Origin of the sequence: Haloarcula sp. JP-L23, assembly GCF_011602445.1 — an archaeon.
GTDB lineage: Archaea > Halobacteriota > Halobacteria > Halobacteriales > Haloarculaceae > Haloarcula > Haloarcula pellucida.
Genome location: NZ_CP050014.1, coordinates 2,109,165 through 2,131,974, shown reverse-complemented (window position 1 = coordinate 2,131,974; position 22,810 = coordinate 2,109,165). Strand labels below are relative to the sequence as shown.

The following is a 22,810-nucleotide window of genomic DNA, read 5'->3' as shown; positions in this document are numbered from 1 at the left end:
ACGACCCCGCACCGAACGCTACCCATCCTGACCGGGCGAGTCTATCGAGATACGTTCGAACGGACCCACAATTGGTGGCCCGACGGTACCAACCGCGAGGTACTGGGAGTCATTCAGGGACAGGCCACTGCCGATCCGGCCCGCACGGAATTCCGCACCGAGCGAGCCGCAAATTTATATCCGTGAATGTAGTCCTTCGGTGGCGACGACGCTTCGCCAGCTCGTGGATAGATGCGTATAGGTGTACTCATATTGGGGCAGATTGCGGGCCCATTGGCACAAATAAGTGTCTTTATCCGGTAAGGTAGGACTACTTTGAAGTGCGCGGGGTGAGAGGGGAGTGGTATGGCAGCGGACAACGATGGGACCGAGCGAACGTCCGTTCGGACGTACGTCCCAGCCTATCAGAAAGAGCGGTGGCGCGAACACGCCGACGAACTCGACATGAGTCAGAGTGAGTTCGTCCGGACGATGGTGCAGGCGGGTCGGAGCGATTTCGAGCCACCGGAATCGGCATCGACGGGTGACGTCCCGGCTAGCGGCGGCCGAGAGGAACCCACTTCTCCGGACACAACCCCTGGGGTCGACGGCCTGAAGACGCGGGTGCAGGACGTTCTCGCTGACGGGGGCCACTACGACTGGGACGAGTTGCTCGCGGAACTCACTGACGACATCGAACAGCGACTCGACGAGACGTTACAGGAACTCCAGTCGTCGGGTCGGGTCCGATACAGCGGCCGGCACGGAGGGTACGTGCTGGACGAATGAGTTCAGACGCCACCACGCCGGACGCGAGCGAGGACCCGGTCGGGTACTTCCTCGACGACATCACCTATCACGGCAAGAGCGACCGGACGCGGTCGTTCTACGAACGCGTCCTCCGTGACTTCGAATCGTTTCTCTCTGAGGGCGGGCGTCCGATCCCAGTCGCCGAGGCGTCCCACCGCGACTGCATGGCGTACGTCCACGGCCTCCGAGGGGAGAAAAGCGAGAGCACGGTCGCTACCTACGCCTCCTACCTCCACCGATTCTACGCGTACATGACGCAGGTCGGGACCTTCGACTCGAACCCGATGACGCTGGTGATGGAGGAGATGGACGAATCCATCAATACCGATCCGACTCGCCGGGAAATCGGAATACCGGCGATGCGTGCGTTCGTCGCCGGCGTGACCCATCCGCTCGAACGGGCCGTCGTCGTCACGTTGCTCAAGACCGGGATGCGTGTCGGCGAGCTCTGCAACCTCGACGTGCGTGACCTGAACCTCGCTGATGCAGGTCCGCGGCCCGACATCCCTGTCCGTGCGAGCCTCGACGGCCGGGCGGATTCACTGTACGTCTCGGCGGCCCCGGCCCGTGCCAGCGTCGTCAATGGTGAGGAACGCACGGCCTCGAACAAGCGAAAGCGGGATACGACCGTCCCCGTCGACGACGAATTAGCCGCTGTCCTCCGTCGTTGGCTCGCGATACGCCCGGATACGCAATCGCCGGCCGCGCCGCTTTTCGTCTCGACGAGCGGCGACTGGGGACAGCGATTGACGCCGGACATGGTCCACCACGTCGTCGAGACGCACGCTCGAAGGCACGGTTGGTACCGCGACGGCGGCGGCGCCGAAGAGAACGTCACGCCCCACTACTTCCGGCACTTTTTCACCACACATCTCCGGGACCGCACCGGGGACCGGGGGGTCGTGAAGTATCTCAGAGGTGACGTCGCCCAAGACGTCATCGACACCTACACCCACGAGTGGGGCGACCGGGTCAGGGACGTCTACACGGCGAATATCTACTCACTGCTGTAGCCAACTCGAATTTTGTTGTCATCGAAACGACAGTACTGTGGCTGCTGTCAGTCTCATAAACTCCATAGTGCTATATCGAAGCTCGGAGGTAATTCACCACGAATGGCCCAACGAACTCAGGTAATCTGGCTGAACACACCAGTCCCTGATCAACCGATTTGACAGAACGTCATAACATCGGTACCTCTGTTAGAAACGTTCGCCTACATCGGCGTTCGTACCCAAGTCAGTTCGCATCTACCGAACGCCCCACGATGGTGATTCGGACAGACGGGTCCGCGGCATCCCGCAGTTTCTGGCGAGGTGGACACGCGAAGGCGTACCGCTCTACCGCAATAGACGCGAGATTGTTTGTAGGTGACGAACGCGAGGTGGGGGAGCCAGCACACCGCCGTCCCGCGACAGCCGTATCGGCGGCTCGTGAGACAGCGACCCATCCGTTCGGCGTCCGCAAACGACCCCGGAAGCAGTCAAACGGTGGCGTCAGAACGCGATCCAACGACCGTCTACGCATACCGTTCTCAATCGTGTAGCTCACGTTCTCGCTGGCGAGGACGGGAACGGTCGGAGCAACTTTCCGGATAGCCGCGCCAGTCAACAGGATGGGCTCGACGGGGTCACCCGACGCGACGGCGGTCTCCTTCGCCGCGCCACCGTGAGTCCAGTGTACTCGGACCGGTCCGCGGTATCGGTCGGCCGTCAGAAGTGAGTGTGTCTCGCCCGCGACAACCGGAGAGCGAAACCGAGGACAACGGGGCTGTCGGCCGGAGGCCGGTGGCTAGGTGCCTCGTCCGTGGACGCTGGGGAAAGATATATGTATAGTGTGAATGAATTAACATGTGCATTAGGCCCATGGTAAGCGATAGCCATTCAGACGAGCGTTTCTCACGACGGAAGTATATCACAGCAGTCGGCCTCGGCGTGAGTGTGGGACTTGCCGGGTGTGGCGGCGACGGCGGTGACGGCGGTGGGGACGGAGGCGGAGACGGTGAGACGCCGGCGGGCGACGGCGGTGGTGGTGACGGCGAGACGACGGCCGGTGATGGGACGACGACGGGCGGCGACCAGCAACAGACCTACCAGTTCGGGTTCTCCATCAAGAACATGAACAACCCGTGGCTACAGGTGTTCCGCAAAATCGGGGAGATCTACGCGGAGGAGCTGGGTCACGAGATACAGGTCACGCAGGCGGGCGGGGACGCACAGACGCAGATTCAGAACGTTCGGAGTATGCTAAACAGCGGCATCGACGGCCTGCTCATCAGCCCCTACTCCTCGGACGCCGCCGTCGGCGTCATCGAACGGGCGACCGAACAGGGCGTCCCGGTGTACACGGCCAACTCCTCGGCCCCGACGGACGCCATCCCGATGTTCACCGGATTCGGGAGCTTCAATGCCGGCTATCGGGCCGGCCAGCTGATGGTCGAGGCACTGAACGACACCTACGGCGGGAGTCGCGTCGTCGACCTCGTGGGCGACCAGGCGGACCAGTCGGCGGTTCGCCGGAGCGAAGGGTTCCGACAGGCTATCAGCGAGGCCGACGGCATCGAGATAGCACGGGTCATCTACAACAAGGGGTGGAGTCAGCAACGGGCCACCCAGAACCTCAGTGCGTTCCTCCAGAGCGACAAGGACATCCACGGTATCTACGCTGTCTGGGGCGGGGGCGCGTTGGCGGCGGTCAACGTGCTGGACCAGATGGGGATGCTCGCGACGCGGGACGACACGGAGAACTACATCCCCATCATGAACATCGACGGGTTCCCGGGCGTCATCGACGCCATCAGGCAGGGGTACGTCCACACCACCCTCCAGCAACCGATGCCGTTCTACGCCCCGATTTCGCTGGAGTACATGATCCACCACCTCGACACCGGGAGCCCTGCGGTGCCACAACCCGGAGACGAGGTCAAGGCGGGAAGCTCCGCGAGCCTTCCCGGAACGGTCGCCGTCGAGAACATCGAGTACAACGGTGTTCGGCCCCTCTCGGAGCCGTACTGGTCGCCCGGGACGGTGACGGAGTGGACGTCGAACGACACCGCCTACTACCCGTGGCTGAAGCCCAAGACGGTCGCCATCACGCAGGAGAACGCCGACGCTGGCTACCTCTGGGGGAACTACGCGAGCGAGATACTGAACTGATGCAGGCACCCATCGAGAGACCGCATTTATGAGTATCCGAGACAGAGATTGGGCGGACGTACTGGACCGGACGAGCGGCGAGAGTACCAAGTGGTTGCTCTGGGGCCTCGACAACATGATCTGGCCCATCGTCATCGTGACCTTCGCCGTCTTCGCGGTGTTGATGCCAGAGGTGTTCACCTCGGCCAGCAACATCCAGTTCATGCTGTACTCCAGTGCGGGACTGGGTGCGCTGGTACTGGCCGAGTCGCTCTGTCTCCTGAGCGGGAACTTCGACCTGTCGATCGGTTCTATCGCCGGCTTCTCGGCGATGGTCACTGCGCTCTTCCTGAACACGTGGTTCCCGTCGACCCCCGGTCTCGTCGGCGTCGTGTTGGTGCTCGCAATCGGTGGCGCTATCGGATTCGTCAACGGCGTCTCCATCGGCTACTTCGGCATCAACCCCTTCCTGCAGACGCTGGCCTTCTTCATCATCTTCCGGGGCGCGGTGTTCCTGCTGTCGACCATTACCGTTGCACCGCTGCCCGAGTCGTACCTGTTCATCGGCGGCGCGCTCGTCGGTGACCTGCCACTCATCGGTGAAGCGGGGTCTATCTGGTTGGTCGATTCGATACCTATCGCGGTGCTGTTGATAGTGGGGCTGTACGCCGCGACGTGGTTCGTCATGAACTACCGGCGCATCGGGCTGGCCATCATGGCCGTCGGCGGCGACGAGAACGCCGCCGAGGAAGCCGGGATTCCGCGCGAGCGAGTCCTGCTCATCGTCTTCACCACCTCGGGCGTCCTGAGTGGCCTCGCGGGCCTGCTGTACACCGGCTATCTCAGCGCCGCGCCGCCGGGTCTCGCGGAGGGTGACCTCTTCCCGGCGTTCGCGGGGGCCGTCATCGGCGGCATCAGCCTCACCGGGGGTCGCGGCGACATCGAGAACGCCTTCGGCGGGATGTTCCTGCTGACGATGATTCAGGTCGGCCTCGTGCAGGTCGGCGTCGGCGGCGACGCCATCCAGTTCATCAACGGACTGGTGTTGTTGCTGGCTATCTACCTCTACACCACCGAAGCGAAGATTCGGCGTCGCCTCCTGTCGACCTGAGCGGTCGGCTTTCTCTCCGGTCGTTGCTGTCACGCGAACCGCTATCGGACAGTGAGTGACCAGCAGAACGCCCGACGCTCCTCGTGTGTGAACCGACACCAACCTATAAGCTATCTGTCTGCGAAGTGAACTGTATGCCACGGCTGAACGGCAGTGAAATCATCGCCGAGTACCTCGAACGGGAGGGTGTCGAGTACATCGTCGGCATCCCGGGTCACGGGAGCACTCTGCTGATAGACGCGTTCAACGACGCCTCGGTCGACGTCGTCCAACCTCGCCACGAACAGGGGGCGACACACTTAGCGGACGGCTACGCCCGCGCGAGCGGCGATCCGCTCGTCGTGTTCACCTCCATCGGCCCCGGTGCGACTAACACCGTCACTGGGGTGGCGACGGCGTTCGTCGACTCCATCCCGATGGTCGTGTTGACCGGCGGGCCACAGACCCACGAGTACGGACAGGGTATCTTACAGGAAATAGAACGAAAGCACCCCGGTGATTTCCCGAGCGTGATGGAACCGATAACGAAGGAGACGTTTCAGGTCCACGCCGTCGAACACCTCCCACGCACGCTCCGACGGGCGTTTCAGGAGGCCGTGACCGGCCGTCCGGCCCCGGTACACATCGAGATTCCGATGGACGTGCAGGCCGCCGAGGCGGACGTCGAAATCCCGGACCCGGCACAGTCGAGAGCGCAGTACCGCCCCGCCGGCGACCCGCGGGCCGTCTCCGAGGCCGCCGAACTGCTCGTAAACGCCGAGCGCCCGGTCATCGTCCCCGGCGGCGGCGCGATGCTCGCGGAGGCGTGGGACGAAGTGCAGGCCCTCGCCGAGTACGTACAGGCCCCGGTCAGTCCGACGTTTCAGGGTAAAGGCATCGTCCCGGAGGACCACGATCTGTTCGTCGGGTACGCGGGCGCGTGGGGGACGACGGCCGGCAACGAACTCTGTAGCAGCGCCGACGTGATTCTCGCGCTCGGGGTCAGGTTCTCGGACCTGCACACGTCGTCGTTCGACCCCGGCGTGAGCTTCGAGATTCCGCCCACGAAGCTGATTCACGTCGACATCGACACCCACGAAATCGGGAAGAACTACCCCGTCGAGATCGGCGTACAGGGTGACGCGAAGGTGGTCGCTCGACAGATTCGCGACGAAATCGAGGAGCGAATGGACCCCGTCGGCACGGAGGAAAACGAGTACTACGAGGAGGTAAAGCGTCGCTGGGCCGAGTGGGCGGACCGCATCGAGGACCGCCACACCGAGGACTCGGTGCCCCTGTCGATGGCCCGCGTTCTCGGTGCGCTACGGAACGTCCTCGAGAGGGACGCCATCGTCACGTCGGGTGCCGGCCACCCACAGGACATCACGAACCCCGAGTTCCCGGTGTACGAACCGCGGTCGAACATCTCCGCGGGCGGGTTCTCCACCATGGGGTTCTCGCTCCCGGCCTCGATGGGCGCGAAACTCGCCGCACCGGACAGACAGGTGGTCTCCATACAGGGCGACGGCAGTTTCCTCCACTGCAACCAGGAGCTAATCGCGGCGGTTCAGGAAGACATCGACGTGAACGTCCTCGTCCTCAACAACCACGCGTGGCTCTCGATACGGAACCTGCAGGTCACACAGTCCGGATGGGACCGCGTCCTCGCGACGGAGTTCGACGAGGCACACGACTACGACGCCGTCGGCATGGCCGAGTCGATGGGCGTCGAGTACGCAGACCGGGTGTTCGAACCTGACGACCTCGAACCGTCGCTGTCCGGGATGGTCGAACACGACGGGCCGGCGCTCGTCGAGGCCGTCGTCCAGCGAGAGACGACCGAGACGGGCGGCATCATGACCGGCGCGTGGCACCTGCCCGGCCTCGGCGAAGGCTACGAATCCGACGAGCGGCCCGGCGACGAGTCGGCAGAGGTAACAGAGGACGCGGCCGGCGACGACTGAGCGCACCCCGGCGTCGACGTCGGGGAAATACTTTTGTAACCTAGCTGATTATTATTGTCTATGTCAGAGAGTGGCACGACGAACCTCATCGAAATGCGCGGCATCGAGAAACACTTCGGCCGCGTCGTGGCGCTGAACGGCGTCGACCTCGAAGTGCGGGAGGGCGAGATAATGGGGCTGCTCGGTGACAACGGGTCGGGCAAGTCCACGCTCATCAAGACGCTCGTCGGCGTCCACCAACCCGACGCCGGCGAGGTCTTCATCCGCGGCGAGCAGGTCCACATCTCGAATCCCAAAGAGGCCCGGAAGTACGGTATCTCGACGGTGTATCAGGACCTCGCGCTCGTCGACACCCTCTCGGTGTCGGCCAACATGTTCCTCGCGCGCAACCCGATGAAGCGGTACGCCGGCATCTCGGTGGTCGACTGGGAGACGATGAACGAACAGGCTGAAGAGATAATCCGGAGCCGTCTGAACCTCGAAATCGACCCGACGGCGCGCGTCGAGTTTCTCTCCGGCGGTGAGCGGCAGGCCGTCGCCATCGCACGGTCGCTCGTCACCGAACCGGACCTCGTCATCATGGACGAACCGACCTCCGCCCTCTCTGCTGACTCCGCTCGACGGGTCCGTGACCTCATCCAGACGCTCAACGACGAGGGCATCACGGTGCTGCTCATCACGCACAACATGGACGAGGTGTTCGCGCTCACCGACCGCGTGACCATCCTCGACAGCGGCGACCTCGTCGGCACCGTCGACACCGACCGCGTGACCAAAGAGGACATCGTCCAGATGATGGTCTCCGGCGAGATGCCCGCCAGCATTCAGGACACGACGGGCGACACCGAAGCCCACGCCTGAGCGGGCCGATAGGTCCGTCGCTGAATCGTACGGCCACCGCTCTCGACGGCAGGCCCCTACTCAACCCATCACGAGCGTCACCGGTACGTCGACGCTTAGAATCACGTCCTGTGTCGTGTCGCCGAAGACGGCCTTGCCGGTCGGCGTCCGTTGCCGACCGGTGAGGAACACGTGGTCACAGTCGAACTCCTCGGTGGCGGCGACGATTCGGTCCGCCGAGTTCCCGAACGCCCCCTCGACGCTGAAGCGAACGTCCTCGGGGAGAAGCGCCTCACCGAGGTCCGTCGCGAACGACTCCGCACCCTCGATGCCGGCCCGATAGTTGTGGTCGGCGCCGGTCAACTCGCGCATCTTGTCACGGACGGCGCCGCTGTCGAAGGTGTCCGTGACGTGGAACAGTAGCAGTTCGCTGCCCGACCCGCGGGCGAAGTCGGTGGCGACGTCAAGCAGTTCGAGTACCTGTTGCTCCGGTTCGACGACGACGAGCGCACGCGTCATATCCGACTAGACGGGCCAGCAACGCAAAAACCCACGTGCCGGTCAGGGCTCGACGAGGACCTTCACGAGGTCCGTCGACTCGTCCGTGATGGCGTCGAACCCCGCCGAAACGATGTCGTCGAGGTCGATAGTCGCCGAGATGAACGCGTCCGTATCGACGTCGCCGGCGGCCAGCGACTGGATGACGGCGTCGAACTCGCCGCGGTGTGACAGCGGGGGATAGGCGTAGGTCTGACTCCCCTGTACCGTTCGCTCGGTGGTGACGACCTCCTTTAGGTCCGTCTCCGTCGTCTCCTCGAAGACGGCCCCGACGGTGACGACGCCGCCGCGGCGGGTGCTCCGGAGCGCCGCGTTGAAGGAGGGGTCGACGCCCGCGTACTCGAAGGCGTGGTCGACGCCGCCCGCCGTCTCGGCCCGAATGCGCTCGACGGGGTCCGCGGCGGTCGGGTCTATCGTCACGTCGGCCCCCAGTCGGTCCGCGATAGCCCGTCGGCCGTCCTGCGGTTCGGAGACGAACAGCCGTTTCACGCCGGCGTCGACGGCGGCGTGGACCGCCGTGAGGCCGATGGGGCCGGCCCCGAACACGGCGGCGGTGTCGCCGGGGCGCAGGTTCGCCCGGCGGACGGCGTGGAGGCCGACCGCCAGCGGTTCGACCAGTGCGCCGTCTTTCAGCGATACGTCGTCGGGCAGTTCGTGGACCTGTGGTTCGGGGACGACGACGTTCTCCGCGAACCCGCCCGTGTCTGTCTGGAGGCCGATGGCGGCGGCGTTCTCACAGCGGTTGTGGTGCCCTTCCTCGCAGTAGTAGCAGTCGTGACACGGGATGTTCGGCTCGACGACGACACGGGCGCCCTCGGAGAGTCGCGTCACGTCCTCGCCGACCTCGGAGACGACGCCGGAGAGCTCGTGGCCGATGGTCACTGGCAGTGACTCGCCGGTCCGTGGATGGGGCTCTGCGGGCGTGAAAATCGGCCCCCCGAGGTACTCGTGTAAGTCGGTGCCACAGATGCCACACCACGCGACGTCGATGCGAACGTCGTCCGGGCCGACGTCGTCGGTCGGTACGTCTTCGACGCGAACGTCTCCCGGACCGTAGTACACTGCTGCTTTCATGGCTGGATTCGTGTTGTATGCCCTCGCAAGGCACTACCAGAACGTTCGCCAGCGGTCGACAAAAGCGTTCTCCCGCCCCGTTACCTACGAACGAACGTGTCCGAACACTATTGTCGACCGCCGCCGAACGTGTAGGTGTCACGATGGTTCCACGACTTCCGACCGGTGAGAGCGACGATTCGAGCGGGCAGTCGCGGCCGACGCGGACCCCGAGGAGGGCGCGTTGATGCTCCCGTTCTCCGTCTGCCTCGAGATGCTGTACACCGACCGCCAGTTTATCGACCGGTTTCAGCCGGTCGCGTCCCTCGGTGCCGAAGCCGTGGAGTTCTGGACGTGGGCGGACAAGAACCTCGACGCAGTCGAGCGGACGCTGGCGTCGACCGACCTCGACCTCGTCGGGATGGTCGGCACCGAGGGCCCGCTAACCGACCCAGACAGACTCGACGAGACGGTCGCGGAGATAGAGCGGTCGGTCGCGGTCGCCGAGCGTCTCGACTGTCCGACCCTCTTCGTCCTCACCGGCGACGACCAACCGGGCGTGACCGAGGAGCGACAGCGCGAACTGGTCGCCGAGGGGTTGCGTGCCGCCGCACCGACCGCCGAGGACGCGGGCGTCACGCTGGTCCTCGAACCGCTGAACACCGCCGTCGACCATCCCGGCTACTTCCTCGAAGCGGCCGACGTCGGGTTCGACGTCGTGCGGTCCGTCGACAGCCCCGCCGTCGCCCTCCTGTACGACGTCTACCACCAGCAGGTGACCGAAGGCAACATCATCGAAACGATGACCGAGAACGTCGAGGACATCGGCCACGTCCACATCGCAGACGTGCCCGGTCGGTACGAACCGGGGACGGGAGAACTCAACTACCCGAACATCCTCGACGCTGTCGACGAGGCGGGATTCGACGGCTACGTCGGGTTCGAGTACCGGGCCCGAACGGACCCCGGAAGCGCGATTCGCGCCGGCCTCTCGCTGGAAGAGCTACGACCGGGCCGAGACGTGTCGTAAGCAGTTCATTACTAAGACGATGAGCGCCCCGTAACGTTGGAAGAGCCGGTCGGACGGCCCCGGCCGTCCCGTTCCCCCCGGTTGTGCGTCGACGCCTCGGGTTGCCGATTGTCCGCCCGCGTTTAGCGGTGAGATAAGCGCGGTCACCGACGATAAAGAATCACAATAGTACGTGTGTTATCCAAATCGTCCGTCGGCTATCGGCGGAGCCGTCTGAGCGCTCGGAAGTGGACTAACAAAGAAGATTTATTACACTACAACGTTAGAGTTGGTGTATGTCGACCCCAGAAGAAGTTACTAACTCGGCACGGTTCTCCGTCGAGAACATCGGCGGAATAGACGAAGCCGAACTCGACATCTCGCCCGGCGTAACCATCCTCTCGGGCGAGAACGCGACGAACAGAACGTCGTTCCTCCAGTCGATCATGGCTGCGATGGGAAGCCGTCAGGCGACGCTCAAGGGCGACGCCGACGAGGGGCGCGTCACGTTCGAGTACGAGGACGAAGTGTACGAGCGCACGCTGAAGCGTGCTGGCGACAGCGTGCAGTTCTCGGGAGAGAGCTACCTCGACGACTCCGAGGTCGCGGACCTCTTTGCCTTCCTCCTCGAAACCAACGAGGCCAGGCAGTCCGTCGCCCGCGGCGACGACCTCCGCGACGTCATCATGCGTCCGGTCGACACCGAGGCCATCAAAGAGGAGATACAGCGCCTCGAAGCGGAGAAAGACGACATCAACGACGAACTCGCGACGATCGAGTCCAGAAAACGGGACCTTCCGGACCTCGAACAGCGGCGGAACTCCCTGCGCGAACAGATAGAGGACAAGCGCGAGGAACTCGCCGAGAAAGAAAAAGAGATAGACGAGAGCAGTCACGACATCCAGGAGAGCCGTCGGGAACAGGAGAAACTCGAAGAGCGACTCGACGACCTGCGCAGTACCCGGTCGGACCTCGAATCCCTCCGCCAGAAGATAGAGTCCCGTGAAACGAGCATCCGTTCGCTCAAGCAGGAACGGAGCGACCTCTCCGACGAACTGGCGGACCTGCCCGAGACCCCGATGGGGGACATGGAACACTTAGAGAGCGAAATCGAACGGCTCCGAGGAAAGCGACAGACCCTCAACAACGACATCTCGGACCTCCAGAGCCTGATCCAGTACAACGAGGAACGCCTCGAATCCGAGGACTACGAGGTCCTCGGAACGCTCGAAGACAGCGGCGACGAGGCCGCAAACGGGTCCGTTACGGAACAGCTCCTCGAAGGCGACGACGAGACGGTCGTCTGCTGGACCTGTGGCTCCTCGGTCGAACGCGAACAGATCGAGGACACCGTCGACCGCCTCCAGAGCCTCCGGGAGGAGAAACTGAGCGACCTCTCGGAGATAAAGAGCGACCTCGAGGATCTCAAAAGCGACAAGCGCGAGGCCGAGCAGAAACAGCACCGGCGTGAGGAGGTCGAACGGAAACTAAACGACGTCGAAGACGAACTCGAACAGCGGACCGAGCAGGTCGACTCGCTGAAGGACCAGCGCGAAGAACTCACCGACGAGGTCGAAACGCTGGAGTCGGCCGTCGAAGAACTCGAATCGGAGGACTTCGAGGACATCCTCGACCTCCACCGCGAGGCCAACCAGCTAGAGTTCGACATCGACCGTCTCGAATCCGACCTCGACGACGTCAGCGAGGAGATAGCGGAGATAGAGGCGATGGTCGAACGCGCCGAGGACCTCCGCGAGGAACGCGACGAACTCGTCGACGAACTCACCGACAAGCGCACGAAGGTCGGCCAGATAGAGACCGAAGCCGTCGAGGCGTTCAACGAGCACATGGACGCCGTGCTCGACATCCTCGGATACGAGAACTTAGACCGCGTCTGGATAGAACGCATCGAACGCACGGTCCGAGAGGGGCGGCGAAAGGTCGATAAGAGCGCCTTCGAACTCCACATCGTCCGAACCACGGAGAACGGGGCGGCCTACGAGGACACCATCGACCACCTAAGCGAGAGCGAACGAGAAGTCGTGGGCCTCATCTTCGCGCTGGCCGGCTACCTCGTCCACGACCTCCACGAGACGGTGCCGTTCATGCTGCTGGACTCGCTCGAGGCCATCGACGCCGACCGAATCGCCGCGCTCGTCGACTACTTCGCCGACGCCGCGGACTTCCTCGTCATCGCGCTGCTCGAAGAGGACGCACAGGCCCTCGACGACGACTACGCTCGCGTCACCACCATCTGAGCCCAGTAGCCTTTTTACGCCCAGTTGCGAAAGGGGAGATAGAGAATGAGTTCAAGCACCGACGACCGCCCGTCGAGTAAGGTGGCACGGCTCCTCGACGAGTACGGCCTCGACGAGATGGGGGCGGAATTAGAGCTACGGTGGACCGGCGACGGCTACGAGCGGATGAGTCTCAGGGACCTCGCCGACTACTTCAACAAGCAACTCCTCGAACAGGCGCTCAGAGACGCGGGACAGGCCGCCCTCGACAGTGACGTGGAGACGACCTACCGGAACCTCACGGCCGACGACGTCAGCACGGGGGTCCGGACGGACACCCGGACCCGACTGGAACGAGAGGGACTCGACGTCGAGTCGCTCGAACGGGACTTCGTCACCTATCAGGCGATCCGCTCGTACCTCAAGGAGTGGCGGGGCGCCGAGTATCAAAAACCCTCCGACGAGGAAAAGCGGGCGAACGACCGCGAGAGCATCCAGCGGTTACTGACCCGGACGCTCTCGGTGACCGAAGACCGCATCGAGAAGCTACGGGACACCGACCGCATCGCCGTCGAGGAGTTCGAGGTGTTCGTCGACGCGCAGGTTCTCTGTCAGCGGTGTGGTACACAGTACGCCGTCACAGAGTTCATCGACAACGGTGGCTGTGACTGTCTCATGGACACTGCATAACAGGCTGTCGTCGGCCGGTATGTTATGCTTATACAACTTGACTGACAGATTACTCGTCGGACGGCGATAGTGCCGTCTGAGACGAGTGACCGCCGTGGTGACTCAGCCGTCGCCGTAGTCGCCACCGTACTTGAGCAAGAAGAACGCAAACCCGACGACCAGTAGTGCGAGTGCCGTCGCACCGATGGAGAGAGTCCGTACTGATTCGGGAACCTGTGGGACGCCGTCAGGTCCACTACCACCACTGCCGTCGCCCGCCGTACCGACGGTAAGGGTAGCGACCATGCCAGCGCCTTCGTGGGGGATACAAAAGTATCCGTACTCGCCGGGGACGTCGAACGTGTGCTCGAACGTCGCACCGCCGGGGACGTTCCCCTGATCGGGGTAGGCTGACCGGGCCGCCTCCTCGTTCGATACGCCACCCGACGCGAAGAAATCGGCTTCGTCCGGAATGTCGTCCCCGTAGGCCGTCACCGTGTGGCCGACGTCACCGACGTTCTCCCAGACGACAGTGGTTCCGGGTTCGACGGTCGTTTCGTCGGGGTCGAACACGAGGTCGTCCGTCATCGCGATGGTGACCGTGCCACCCCCGCTATCCGTCGTTTCGCCACCCGTCTGTGGTCCCTCGGTCGCTGTAGCGTTCCCCGTCGGCGTCTCGGTACCCCTCCGAGTGCCAGTCTCGTCTGTCCGTGCCGACCCGGCCGTAGATGCGGGCCCGACACCGCCGGCTACAGTGATACCGCGAAGGAGGCCTCGTCGAGTCACCTGTAGAGAATCGTGGACACGTCCCATACGATATCTTTCGGTTCCAGCGATAAAGCCACCTGTGACCGTTACCGAGACAGGCAGAAAAGGGGCTTAGATTGCGTTTATCGGCCGATTACGTGTTCGCTACGGTGATGGCTGCCGAGAGCGCGAGGGATAGGTCGTTCCTAGCAGGGTGTGGGCGGTACATACTAAATACGCGGTCCCGTGTGCCGCGAAATATGTTGTATGATAATATGGATCGACAGTGGTGGAGAGTGTCGGGTGGTGACCGATGAGTAACAGGCAGTCGACCTCGAAACGAGATAGTGGAGAAACGACCCAGCACGACCATCTAGAAGCCATCTTCGTGAAGGTGACCGGCACCGACGAACTGGTCGAAGAACAGGCACGGAGCGCCTCGGTGTCCCGAGAGATCACGTTCGAGGCCGACGGTCGGTCACAGACGCTCTCGGAGTCCGTCTCGGCCATGATCAGAGACGACGGCCTCGGCGAGACGTTCGCTGACCCGGAGACCGATATGTCCTCAGACTGACCGCTCTCTCGGGGGGAGACGTACGCTTATTACGTATGCGGAGCAACGTGTTATCGGAACGTCATGACGGTCCAAGACATCGCACGAACGGCGGTAATGACCGCACAGCGCGACCAGACCACCGGAAACCTCGCCACGGTGATGAAAGAAGAGGACGTCGGGAGCGTCGTCGTCGTCGAGGGCCGGCACCCAGTCGGTATCGTCACCGACCGGGACCTGACACTCCACGTCGTCGAACCGCGCGCCGACCCGGCCGACGTCACCGCCGAAGAGGTCATGACCGAAACGCCGGCGACGATTCACACCGACGCGGGCGTCTTCGAGGCGACGGCGGCGATGTTCGAACACGCCGTCCGCAGGATGCCGATAGTCGACGGGGAGGGGAACCTCACGGGAATCGTGACGCTCGACGACCTCGTCGTGTTGCTCACCGACGAACTGGACAACCTCGCCGGCGTTATCGAGGCGGAGTCGCCGCCGTACTGAGTGTGAGATGGAGGGTGGAGAGACCGACGGTGGTCTCTCACTCGTCGTGGAGTAACTGGCCGTGGACGTCTATCTCACCGTTTCGAATCCGGGTGCTACTAATTCGCTTGCCGTCCTCGGCGACGACGAACGGGGAGGTGTGAATCTCGAGCGGTCGATATCCGCGCTCGATTCGCACGTCGTTGAGTTCGTGGGCCCGTCGCTGGGCCTTGCCCTCCGGTGCGACGACGAGTGCGTCGGCGTCTTCTCGCGTCGCGGCCGGGCCGAAGGTGTCGGTTATCTTCACTACCTCGTGGCTCGCCGTGTACGCGTCCCCGACCCGGTCTAGCGTCGCCGTGAGGGCGTCTTGCCGGTCGTCGAACGACCCGAGGAGTTCGGCGTGTGCGGGGTCGCTCCGCGTCTCGCTGGCGAGGTCGGTGGAGGTGAGGCCGACGATGACGTGGCCGTCGCCCTCGCCGTCGTGACTCGCTGTTTGAAAAGCGCTGTGGAGGAGCGCACGGTGGCCGTTGTGTAGCGGGGTGAACGTCCCACCGAGGATGGCGATGCGGTCTGTGTCGGACATGGACAGGCGTTCGACCGCCACCGTGGTATAAGTGCGGGGCTCCCAGCGGCGCCAGCAGGGCCGGACTCGAGCACTGCACAGAAGTGACATAATTATAACTATCGTCGGCGCGAAGTTCGACTATGGAGAGTATCCTGTTAGCTACGGATGGGAGCGAGTACGCTCGTGCGGCCGCCGAACGCGCAATCGACATCGCGGCCGAGGAGGGAGCGCGGTTGCACGTCATCTGCGTCGTCGACGAACGACGGTTCAACGAACCGGCGCTCAGTTCGGCCGAACTGGCGACCATCTTCGCCGAGGACCACGCCCACATGTGCGTCGCCGACGTGCGCGAGATGGCCGAAGACACCGGCGTGGAGGTGGAGGGGACGACTCGCCACGGCCTGCCGCAGGACGTTATCCTCGACTACGCCGACGAGGTGGACGCCGGCATTATCGTCATCGGCGAACACGGCTCGCACGAAGAACACTTCTCCGGCGTCGGCCGGAAAGTCACCGAGCAAGCCGACCGCGAGGTGCTCATCGTCGAAGCGGCACCGCAACCCTGAGTCTGGGGACCCACTCCATTGATTACCTGTCGTGTCGTTGACCCGACTGTATGGAGTTCGACGAGTTCACCGGAACGATACAGCACCGACTGGAACTACCCGATACGGGCAGGACCCTTCGAGCGATTCGGGCGACGCTGCTGACACTCGGGGAGCGCATCCCGGCGGACGCGGCCGAGGATTTGGCCGCATCACTCCCGATGGAGATACGCTGGTACATGACCGGCGCCGTCCACGAACACGGCCAGCGGTTCGATTGGGCCGAGTTCGTCACGCGGGTCAGCGACATCGAGAACGCAGACCGGGCGGACGCCGCGTACCACGCGCGGGTCGTCGTCGACCTCGTCGAGTCGGTCGTGCCGCCGTCGGACTTCCGGCAACTCCGCGACCAACTCCCCGAGAGCGACGACGACGAAGGCTGGGGCAACCTGTTCGAAGTCGTCGACGCCGGCGGGTGGGGTGACGCACAGGAGGGCCAGACCGGGGGCGGGTCACAGGAGTGAATGGCGCGACAGGACCGACTCATGACGCTTCGACTCGGTCTGACCGGCGACGTAATGCTCGGCCGTCTCGTCGACGAACAGCAACTGGCCCGGGCGCCGGGGGCGGTGTGGGGCGATATGCTGGACCGGATACAGACCCTCGACGGCCTCTGTATCAATCTCGAATGTTGTCTCTCGGCGCGCGGGCAACAGTGGCGTCGCACTCGGCGGACGTTCCACTTCCGAGCGACGCCGGACTGGGCGGTTCCCGCGCTGGAGGCCGCGGGCGTGGACTGCTGTGCGCTGGCGAACAATCACGTCCTCGACTACGAGGAACCGGCGCTCCTCGACACACTCGACGAGTTGGACGACGCAGACATCGCCCACGCCGGCGCCGGTCGGACCGAATCGGCTGCACTCGAACCCGCGTTCTTCCCCGTCGGTGACCGCACCGTCGCCGTCGTCTCCCTGACCGACAACACGCCCGAGTACGCAGCGACGGCGACCACGCCCGGGACGGCCTACGTCGAGATAGACGTCGACGACGCCGAGACGCGCCGGACCGTCGAGACGGCGCTCGGACAGGCGCGCTCCCGGGACCCGGACCTGCTGATCGTCTCCCTGCACTGGGGGCCGAACATGGAGACGGAACCCCCCGAAGCGTTCCAGCAGTTCGCCCACTGGCTCGTCGACGACGGCGTCGACGTAATCCACGGCCACAGCGCCCACGTCTTCCAGGGGATCGAGGTGTACGACGGCCGTCCGATTCTCTACGACACGGGCGACTTCGTCGACGACTACGCCGTCGACCCGTCACTGCGAAACGACCGAAGTTTCCTGTTCGAGCTATCGCTGACGCCGTCGGGGAGTCCCGCCGAACTCCGTCTGTACCCGACCGAGATAGCCGACTTCGCGGTCCACGAGGCCAGCGACGAGGCGGCGTCGTGGAGTCGCGAGCGAATGCGTACCCTGTCCGAACCGTTCGGCACCGCCTTCGACCGGGCCGGCGAGGCGCTCGTCTGTGCGCTCGGCGGTTAGCTTCATCATCGGGGGTCGTCTATCGGTGACCATGCGTCTCCAGATAGACACTGACGAACGCGTCACGGTGGTCGACGTCACCGACGACGTGGCCGCGGCCGTCCCGGACGACGTTGAAGAAGGCGTCTGTACGGTGTTCGTCCGCCACACGACCGCCGGCGTCTGTGTCAACGAACGCGAGCAACGACTGCTTACCGACCTCGAAGACGCGCTCGAATGCCTCGTGCCGGCAGACGAGCAGTACAGCCACGACAGACTCGACGGCAACGCCGACGCCCACCTGCGAGCGATGCTCCTCGGGTGCAGCGTCGCCGTCCCGGTGCGTGACGGTGACCTCGCACTTGGCACGTGGCAGTCCGTCCTGTTCGTGGAGTGTGACGGTCCACGTACGCGCACAGTGGACGTGACGACGACGCCGTCGTAGTGAGCGTCGGTTGGCCTTATCCATCGCCATACGGGTGACCGCGTGCGCGTCGACGGCACACGCGGCGTCGTCGAACTACTGGACGAGAGCGACCCGGAGGCGACCGAGGTATAGACTTAGGGACGGCCCGGCCCAACTACGAACCATGCCGACAGGTACCGTCAGGTTCGTGCACGACGAGGAGGGGTACGGATTCATCGAAACCGAGGCACGCGAGGAGGACGTTTTCTTCCATCAGTCGGCCATCGACCCGGACCTCACTGAAGGGGAGGAGGTCAAGTTCGACGTCGAACAGAGCGACCGGGGCCCGCGTGCCGCCAACCTCCGGCGCGTCTAGTCACGAAACGTCGACGCGCCGTCGTCGCGCTCGTTTCCGTAGCGTCAGTCGAAGGACGCCGTCCTCGTCGTAGGAGGCCTCGACGGCGTCGTGTTCCACCTCTTCGGGGAGGTGAACGACTCTGCTTCGGCCGGGAAGTCCCCGCTCGCGGCGGAGATACGTCCCCTCTGTCACGTCACCGTCGGTGTCGGCGACGATGCGGACCCGGTTCCGCCAGACGGTGACGTCGATGTCCTGTTTCCTGATACCGGGCAGTTCGGCGGCGACGAAGTACTCGTCGCCGTGGTCGACGACGTCTACCGGGAAGGGGACGCCGGTCGTCGGTGGTCTCGTGGTCGCCCGTCGCCGGGACGGACTGGTCTCTCGTCGTGGCGTCATGCTGGCACGTAGGCTGAGGAGTCGGAGCGTCTTAACGATAAGCGTGGCGACGAAGCGGACGCTCAGTGGCCATCCACCCGCCGTCGACGGGACGGCGCGCCGGTTCTGTAGCGTCCACGCCCCGACGCCGACACTCCCGACGAGTCCTCACACGGCCCGAAGTGATACCGTGCGGCCACGTGGCGCAGACGCCGTTTACCGACGTTGTTCGGCCGTTACTCGGCCGCCGGCACGCCGGAGTCGGCCCACACTGGTCCCGTGCCACTCCACGCCCGGCAAACGCCGACTTACCTCGTCAAGCAGCCTCGAACGCCGCCGATTACATTCCCTTACCGGACCTTCGAGGGAAGTAATTCGCGTATGCTCATATGAGTGACTGTACAAAGTGAATCCGTCGCAGTCCTGGTCGAGGCCTCCACTGGTCCTGACCTCGGCCACGACGCGACGATACCGACACTCGCGACCCAGGTCGGAAGCGAGTCTCGACGGCCAAAGCGGAGCGCAGTGGTGCACGTCCGAACCCAAGACCGGGCCGCGTGTCTGGGAGTCACCGGTCCGTGTGTGCCACCGCCTTCCGGGCGGCGCAGTCAGCGTGTGTACTGCACCGCCGACCCACACTCGTCCGAGCGGACGCGCCGGAACTGGCACCGGTCGGCTGTCGGTTCACTCGTCGGCCGCGCGTTCTGCCGACGCTTTTTCCTCGTGTCGTTCCGGTGCCGCTCGTTCTTCCAGTTCCTCGTCCGGTTCCCGCTCCCGCTGTCGTTCGTTCTCGTCACGACTCTCTTTGGTATCGGCCATACACGCGGATAGAGACGCCCCAGCACCACGATGGTGGTGCGCTGTCACGGCTGTGGCCGACGACTGTCGTTCTCCAGTCCTGTCGTGGGTACTCCACCGAGAACCGTCGCTACGACCCCGTTCGCCGCCTGAAAGTCCAACTTGTCGCCGGCGACGACACTGTGGGACGCGGTAGCACCGCTATACTATTACCACGTCACGCCGACGAACACAGCACCAGAGGTACCTCTGGTGATACCCAATGGCACACCAATATAGCTGTAGCACCTGTGACTTCATGGTCCGGTCGGAGAGTGAGGACGAAGTCGTGGAGCTAGTACAGAACCACGCCGGCGAGAAACACGACATGACCGTCGGCGAAAACGACGTGCGGGACGGGATAGAGAGCGTCGACGTCACCGCTGACGCCGGGTGACACCGAAGCTACCCGTGGTGGTCGTGACCGCCGTGCGTAAACGGCCCGGCGAACGCACGCTGGACCACCTCGGGCAAGGCCGGGTGGACGTGGACGGACTCGCGGATGTCGCTCACTGTCCCGGACCCGGACTTCATCGCGACGACGACTTCCTGAATCAGCGCTGAGGCGTCCGGGCCGACGATGTGTGTCCCCAGTATCTCACCGTCCGGCGCGACGAGTGCCTTCACGAGTCCCTCGGTTTTCATCGCGTTGCCGCGGGCGGTGTCCTCGTATCGGTACGTCGAGGTGGCGTACTCCCGGTTCGCGGCCCGGAGGTCCGACTCGCGGTCGCCGACGCCGGCCACCTCCGGCGAGGCGAACACGGCGAACGGCATCGCGGTGTAGTCGACGGGCGAGCGGTCCTCGCCGAACAGGTTGCGGATGACCGCTCGCGCCTCGTGGTTGGCGCTGTGTTTCAGGAGGTACTCGCCGACGACGTCGCCCAGCCCCCAGACGCCGTCGGCGGTGGTCCGGAGGTACTCGTCCGTCTCGACGAAGCCGTCGTCGTCCACCTCGACGCCGGCGGCGTCGACGTTCAAGATGTCCGTGTTGGGCCGCCGGCCGGCCGCGAGGAGCAACGCGTCGCCGGTCGTCGTCACGGCGTCGGCGCTCTCGTCGACGCTCCCTGATCCGCCGTCGGGGCCGTACTCGAAGGGCCGGGCCGTCAGCGTCACCTCGCCGTCGGACTGTGAGACGGCCGTCGCCGCGTGACCCGTGTGGACGGTGAAGCGGTCGGCGTAGCGGTCGGTGAACCACGCCGCCACCTGTTCGTCGGCCTCCGGAAGCAGGTGCGGGCGGCGGCCGACGATAGTCACGTCGCTCCCGAACGTTCCGAAGAAGTGGCCGAGTTCGGCGGCGATGTAGCCGCCGCCGACGACGAGCAGATGGTCCGGCGGCGTCTCTAGCCGGAGCGCGTCGGTACTCGTCAGGTAGTCCACGTCCTCGATACCGTCGATGGGCGGTATCGACGGTCTGGTGCCCGCGGCTAGCAGGACCGTCTCGCCCCGGAGACGGGTCCCGGTGTCGGTCCCGTCGACTATCTCTATCGTTCGCTCGTCGACGAACCGGCCCTCGCCTTCGAACAGCGTGTGCTGGTCCGAGTGGCGCAGGCCCCGTCGGATGGCCGCCGCGTCCTCGCTGACCGTCTCGTTCACCTCCCTGACGATGGTCTCGAAGTCGATGCCGTCGACCGTCGCGTCGACGTGGAACTCGTCGGCGCGGCGGACCGTCTCCACGACGTCGGCGTGGTACAGCAGCATCTTCGAGGGGATACAGCCACGGTTGAGACAGGTCCCACCCAGCGGTCCCTTCTCGACGACGGCGACGGACTGGCCCCGGTCGGCCGCCACGCTCGCCACGCTGAGACCGGACCCGGACCCGACGACCACGAAATCGAACGTTTCCATACCGTTGATTGTTTGCCACACACTATCAATGTCCGTCCCGTCGGCACCGGTCGGCGCTGTCGACCATCGAACCGGTACCTCGGAGGCACTGTCGCCGACGTGCCAGAGGACGCGACCGTCACGTGGGCGCGCGAGGGACTCGCCAAAGCGGCCGAACTAGACGTCGCCTCGGGCCGCTACGGGAACGTCCCCGGGTTCGGCGAGGACCCGGCCACGATGCTGTACGGCCGGAACTACGACCGACTCGTCGGCGCTCGTCCTGTTCGTCGTGACCGGCGGGGCGAGCGCGCTGTTGACAGCGCCGGCGGGCGACCTCTCGCTTGCGGACCGTCGGGCCACGACGACCGGACTGCTCGAAAGCGGTGCGCCAATCGAGGCCGTCAACGCCGTCCGCAAGCACCTCTCGGCCACCAAGGGCGGCCAACTCGCTCGCCTCGCCGCGCCCGCGACCGTCGTCACGTTCGCGCTCAGCGACGTGGTGGGCAACGACCTGTCCGTCGTCGGGAGCGAGCCGACCGTCCCCGACGGGACGACGCACGCGGACACGCTCGACGTGCTCGACCGCTACGACGTAGCCGTACCCGCCGCCGTCAGGACCCCTCTGGAGGCCGGCGCGGCGGGCGACGTTCGGGAGATGCCCGGCGCCGGCGACGCGGCGTTCGATAGGGCCGAGACACACCTCGTCGGGACGAACTCGGAGGCGCTTGAAGCGGCGGCAGCGGCGGCCGCGGACGCCGGTTACAATCCGCTCTTGTAGGCGTTGCGTGGACACGACGCTGGCGGCTATCTCGACGGCGTCGCGGCGACGCTCTACACCGGGCCGACTGGAACAAACGTCAACGACGTTGTGGTTGATGTAATTCCTGAGACAGGATTGGTCACACCGGCGGCGAATCGTTCACAACCGTTCGTAAGCACCACCTACCACGAGACGGGTCGTCGCTCGACCACTCCCCGCTCAGACTTCGATATCGAGCCACAGCCATCGATTCGACCGGTTGTAAGGTGATTTTAACAATGCCGATGGCTCCCATCGCCTCTGGTGCCGGCACGATGTCGCGCCGTTGTGACGGTGCGCTATCAGTCGGCGTACTGCAAACACCATCCGAAGGTACACCACCCACTTGTGTCCGACGCAGACCACCGAGGGGTCAGCTAGCCTACCCGTGTACCCCATCCGACTCGTACAACCCGGCTGGCCGACCCCGTCTTCACTCTGACTCGACTGCC

25 protein-coding genes are annotated in these 22,810 nt (G+C 64.5%); 18 read left to right on the top strand and 7 right to left on the bottom strand.

Annotated features, from left to right (window positions below):
* Positions 1-345 precede the first annotated feature (345 nt).
* The 6 genes from G9465_RS10965 to G9465_RS10940 all read left to right on the top strand — a co-directional run bounded on the left by G9465_RS10965 (position 346) and on the right by G9465_RS10940 (position 7,838).
* A complete protein-coding gene (locus G9465_RS10965) occupies positions 346-768 on the top strand; it encodes a DUF5805 domain-containing protein (protein WP_166969880.1) in 423 nt (140 codons plus the stop codon).
* On the top strand, positions 765-1,802 hold the full coding sequence (locus G9465_RS10960) for a tyrosine-type recombinase/integrase (protein WP_166969878.1): 1,038 nt from the start codon (positions 765-767) through the stop codon (positions 1,800-1,802). The genes G9465_RS10965 and G9465_RS10960 overlap by 4 nt, the downstream gene beginning before the upstream one ends.
* A 927-nt stretch (positions 1,803-2,729) precedes the next feature.
* Entirely contained in the window at positions 2,730-3,944 is a 1,215-nt protein-coding gene (locus G9465_RS10955) for a sugar ABC transporter substrate-binding protein (protein ID WP_166969875.1), read from the top strand.
* A gap of 28 nt (positions 3,945-3,972) precedes the next feature.
* On the top strand, positions 3,973-5,034 hold the full coding sequence (locus tag G9465_RS10950) for an ABC transporter permease (protein ID WP_166969873.1): 1,062 nt from the start codon (positions 3,973-3,975) through the stop codon (positions 5,032-5,034).
* A gap of 134 nt (positions 5,035-5,168) precedes the next feature.
* Positions 5,169-6,977: a thiamine pyrophosphate-binding protein gene (locus tag G9465_RS10945; protein ID WP_166969871.1), complete on the top strand. Its 1,809-nt coding sequence runs from the start codon at positions 5,169-5,171 to the stop codon at positions 6,975-6,977.
* Between the two features lie 60 nt (positions 6,978-7,037).
* The gene (locus G9465_RS10940; RefSeq protein WP_166969868.1) at positions 7,038-7,838 is read left to right on the top strand and encodes an ATP-binding cassette domain-containing protein; all 801 of its coding nucleotides are present in this window, start codon (positions 7,038-7,040) and stop codon (positions 7,836-7,838) included.
* Positions 7,839-7,898: 60 nt separating this feature from the next.
* On the opposite strand, the gene G9465_RS10935 is transcribed toward G9465_RS10940, so the two are convergent.
* Entirely contained in the window at positions 7,899-8,336 is a 438-nt protein-coding gene (locus G9465_RS10935; RefSeq protein ID WP_166969866.1) for a universal stress protein, read from the bottom strand.
* Between the two features lie 42 nt (positions 8,337-8,378).
* Entirely contained in the window at positions 8,379-9,449 is a 1,071-nt protein-coding gene (locus G9465_RS10930) for a 2,3-butanediol dehydrogenase (RefSeq protein WP_166969864.1), read from the bottom strand.
* Positions 9,450-9,675: 226 nt separating this feature from the next.
* Between G9465_RS10930 and G9465_RS10925 the strand changes: the two genes are divergently transcribed.
* From G9465_RS10925 to rdfA, 3 genes are all read left to right on the top strand, one after another.
* Positions 9,676-10,458 carry a TIM barrel protein gene (locus tag G9465_RS10925; RefSeq protein WP_193571700.1) on the top strand — a complete coding sequence of 261 codons (783 nt, stop codon included), beginning with the start codon at positions 9,676-9,678 and terminating at the stop codon, positions 10,456-10,458.
* A 275-nt stretch (positions 10,459-10,733) separates the two neighbouring features.
* On the top strand, positions 10,734-12,695 hold the full coding sequence (locus G9465_RS10920; RefSeq protein ID WP_166969862.1) for an archaea-specific SMC-related protein: 1,962 nt from the start codon (positions 10,734-10,736) through the stop codon (positions 12,693-12,695).
* Between the two features lie 45 nt (positions 12,696-12,740).
* Positions 12,741-13,364, top strand: a complete 624-nt coding sequence (gene rdfA / locus G9465_RS10915) for a rod-determining factor RdfA (protein ID WP_166969860.1) — start codon at positions 12,741-12,743, stop codon at positions 13,362-13,364.
* A 102-nt stretch (positions 13,365-13,466) separates the two neighbouring features.
* Here the strand turns inward: rdfA and G9465_RS10910 are convergent, their stop codons facing one another.
* Positions 13,467-14,156: a plastocyanin/azurin family copper-binding protein gene (locus tag G9465_RS10910; RefSeq protein WP_166969858.1), complete on the bottom strand. Its 690-nt coding sequence runs from the start codon at positions 14,154-14,156 to the stop codon at positions 13,467-13,469.
* A 247-nt stretch (positions 14,157-14,403) separates the two neighbouring features.
* On the opposite strand from G9465_RS10910, the gene G9465_RS10905 reads away from it, so the two are divergent.
* Together G9465_RS10905 and G9465_RS10900 are read left to right on the top strand one after the other, a co-directional pair.
* Positions 14,404-14,664: a hypothetical protein gene (locus tag G9465_RS10905; RefSeq protein ID WP_166969856.1), complete on the top strand. Its 261-nt coding sequence runs from the start codon at positions 14,404-14,406 to the stop codon at positions 14,662-14,664.
* A gap of 63 nt (positions 14,665-14,727) precedes the next feature.
* Complete coding sequence (locus tag G9465_RS10900) at positions 14,728-15,150, top strand: CBS domain-containing protein (RefSeq protein ID WP_166969854.1); 423 nt, start codon at positions 14,728-14,730, stop codon at positions 15,148-15,150.
* Positions 15,151-15,187: 37 nt separating this feature from the next.
* Here the strand turns inward: G9465_RS10900 and G9465_RS10895 are convergent, their stop codons facing one another.
* Positions 15,188-15,712, bottom strand: a complete 525-nt coding sequence (locus G9465_RS10895; protein ID WP_166969852.1) for a phosphopantetheine adenylyltransferase — start codon at positions 15,710-15,712, stop codon at positions 15,188-15,190.
* Positions 15,713-15,834: 122 nt separating this feature from the next.
* On the opposite strand from G9465_RS10895, the gene G9465_RS10890 reads away from it, so the two are divergent.
* The 5 genes from G9465_RS10890 to G9465_RS10870 all read left to right on the top strand — a co-directional run bounded on the left by G9465_RS10890 (position 15,835) and on the right by G9465_RS10870 (position 18,541).
* Positions 15,835-16,260 (top strand): universal stress protein, encoded by a 426-nt coding sequence (locus G9465_RS10890; protein WP_166969850.1) that lies wholly within the window; start codon positions 15,835-15,837, stop codon positions 16,258-16,260.
* Positions 16,261-16,310: 50 nt separating this feature from the next.
* Complete coding sequence (locus G9465_RS10885; RefSeq protein ID WP_166969848.1) at positions 16,311-16,763, top strand: DUF2267 domain-containing protein; 453 nt, start codon at positions 16,311-16,313, stop codon at positions 16,761-16,763.
* Between the two features lie 21 nt (positions 16,764-16,784).
* Positions 16,785-17,780 carry a CapA family protein gene (locus G9465_RS10880; RefSeq protein WP_166973014.1) on the top strand — a complete coding sequence of 332 codons (996 nt, stop codon included), beginning with the start codon at positions 16,785-16,787 and terminating at the stop codon, positions 17,778-17,780.
* Positions 17,781-17,811: 31 nt separating this feature from the next.
* A complete protein-coding gene (locus G9465_RS10875) occupies positions 17,812-18,204 on the top strand; it encodes a secondary thiamine-phosphate synthase enzyme YjbQ (protein ID WP_166969846.1) in 393 nt (130 codons plus the stop codon).
* 145 nt (positions 18,205-18,349) lie between these two features.
* Positions 18,350-18,541, top strand: coding sequence for a cold-shock protein (locus tag G9465_RS10870; RefSeq protein WP_166969844.1), 192 nt, complete (start codon positions 18,350-18,352; stop codon positions 18,539-18,541).
* On the opposite strand, the gene G9465_RS10865 is transcribed toward G9465_RS10870, so the two are convergent.
* A complete protein-coding gene (locus G9465_RS10865; protein WP_166969842.1) occupies positions 18,542-18,919 on the bottom strand; it encodes an Hsp20/alpha crystallin family protein in 378 nt (125 codons plus the stop codon).
* Between the two features lie 663 nt (positions 18,920-19,582).
* Complete coding sequence (locus G9465_RS26080) at positions 19,583-19,717, bottom strand: hypothetical protein (protein ID WP_255491933.1); 135 nt, start codon at positions 19,715-19,717, stop codon at positions 19,583-19,585.
* Between the two features lie 241 nt (positions 19,718-19,958).
* Here G9465_RS26080 and G9465_RS10860 point away from each other — a divergent pair, with 241 nt between their 5' ends.
* Complete coding sequence (locus tag G9465_RS10860; protein WP_166969840.1) at positions 19,959-20,132, top strand: DUF1059 domain-containing protein; 174 nt, start codon at positions 19,959-19,961, stop codon at positions 20,130-20,132.
* Between the two features lie 8 nt (positions 20,133-20,140).
* Here G9465_RS10860 and G9465_RS10855 read toward each other — a convergent pair whose 3' ends face one another.
* Complete coding sequence (locus G9465_RS10855) at positions 20,141-21,580, bottom strand: dihydrolipoyl dehydrogenase (RefSeq protein ID WP_166969838.1); 1,440 nt, start codon at positions 21,578-21,580, stop codon at positions 20,141-20,143.
* A 268-nt stretch (positions 21,581-21,848) separates the two neighbouring features.
* Here G9465_RS10855 and G9465_RS10850 point away from each other — a divergent pair, with 268 nt between their 5' ends.
* Positions 21,849-22,337, top strand: a complete 489-nt coding sequence (locus G9465_RS10850; protein WP_349674901.1) for a DUF4147 domain-containing protein — start codon at positions 21,849-21,851, stop codon at positions 22,335-22,337.
* Positions 22,338-22,810 lie beyond the last annotated feature (473 nt).

Coding starts and splice junctions, on each gene's coding strand:
- G9465_RS10965 (WP_166969880.1), top strand. CDS start 346: ATGGCAGCGGACAACGATGGGACCGAGCGAACGTCCGTTCGGACGTAC.
- G9465_RS10960 (WP_166969878.1), top strand. CDS start 765: ATGAGTTCAGACGCCACCACGCCGGACGCGAGCGAGGACCCGGTCGGG.
- G9465_RS10950 (WP_166969873.1), top strand. CDS start 3,973: ATGAGTATCCGAGACAGAGATTGGGCGGACGTACTGGACCGGACGAGC.
- G9465_RS10945 (WP_166969871.1), top strand. CDS start 5,169: ATGCCACGGCTGAACGGCAGTGAAATCATCGCCGAGTACCTCGAACGG.
- G9465_RS10940 (WP_166969868.1), top strand. CDS start 7,038: ATGTCAGAGAGTGGCACGACGAACCTCATCGAAATGCGCGGCATCGAG.
- G9465_RS10935 (WP_166969866.1), bottom strand. CDS start 8,336: ATGACGCGTGCGCTCGTCGTCGTCGAACCGGAGCAACAGGTACTCGAA.
- G9465_RS10930 (WP_166969864.1), bottom strand. CDS start 9,449: ATGAAAGCAGCAGTGTACTACGGTCCGGGAGACGTTCGCGTCGAAGAC.
- G9465_RS10925 (WP_193571700.1), top strand. CDS start 9,676: ATGCTCCCGTTCTCCGTCTGCCTCGAGATGCTGTACACCGACCGCCAG.
- G9465_RS10920 (WP_166969862.1), top strand. CDS start 10,734: ATGTCGACCCCAGAAGAAGTTACTAACTCGGCACGGTTCTCCGTCGAG.
- rdfA (WP_166969860.1), top strand. CDS start 12,741: ATGAGTTCAAGCACCGACGACCGCCCGTCGAGTAAGGTGGCACGGCTC.
- G9465_RS10910 (WP_166969858.1), bottom strand. CDS start 14,156: ATGGGACGTGTCCACGATTCTCTACAGGTGACTCGACGAGGCCTCCTT.
- G9465_RS10905 (WP_166969856.1), top strand. CDS start 14,404: ATGAGTAACAGGCAGTCGACCTCGAAACGAGATAGTGGAGAAACGACC.
- G9465_RS10900 (WP_166969854.1), top strand. CDS start 14,728: ATGACGGTCCAAGACATCGCACGAACGGCGGTAATGACCGCACAGCGC.
- G9465_RS10895 (WP_166969852.1), bottom strand. CDS start 15,712: ATGTCCGACACAGACCGCATCGCCATCCTCGGTGGGACGTTCACCCCG.
- G9465_RS10890 (WP_166969850.1), top strand. CDS start 15,835: ATGGAGAGTATCCTGTTAGCTACGGATGGGAGCGAGTACGCTCGTGCG.
- G9465_RS10885 (WP_166969848.1), top strand. CDS start 16,311: ATGGAGTTCGACGAGTTCACCGGAACGATACAGCACCGACTGGAACTA.
- G9465_RS10880 (WP_166973014.1), top strand. CDS start 16,785: ATGACGCTTCGACTCGGTCTGACCGGCGACGTAATGCTCGGCCGTCTC.
- G9465_RS10875 (WP_166969846.1), top strand. CDS start 17,812: ATGCGTCTCCAGATAGACACTGACGAACGCGTCACGGTGGTCGACGTC.
- G9465_RS10870 (WP_166969844.1), top strand. CDS start 18,350: ATGCCGACAGGTACCGTCAGGTTCGTGCACGACGAGGAGGGGTACGGA.
- G9465_RS10865 (WP_166969842.1), bottom strand. CDS start 18,919: ATGACGCCACGACGAGAGACCAGTCCGTCCCGGCGACGGGCGACCACG.
- G9465_RS26080 (WP_255491933.1), bottom strand. CDS start 19,717: ATGGCCGATACCAAAGAGAGTCGTGACGAGAACGAACGACAGCGGGAG.
- G9465_RS10860 (WP_166969840.1), top strand. CDS start 19,959: ATGGCACACCAATATAGCTGTAGCACCTGTGACTTCATGGTCCGGTCG.
- G9465_RS10855 (WP_166969838.1), bottom strand. CDS start 21,580: ATGGAAACGTTCGATTTCGTGGTCGTCGGGTCCGGGTCCGGTCTCAGC.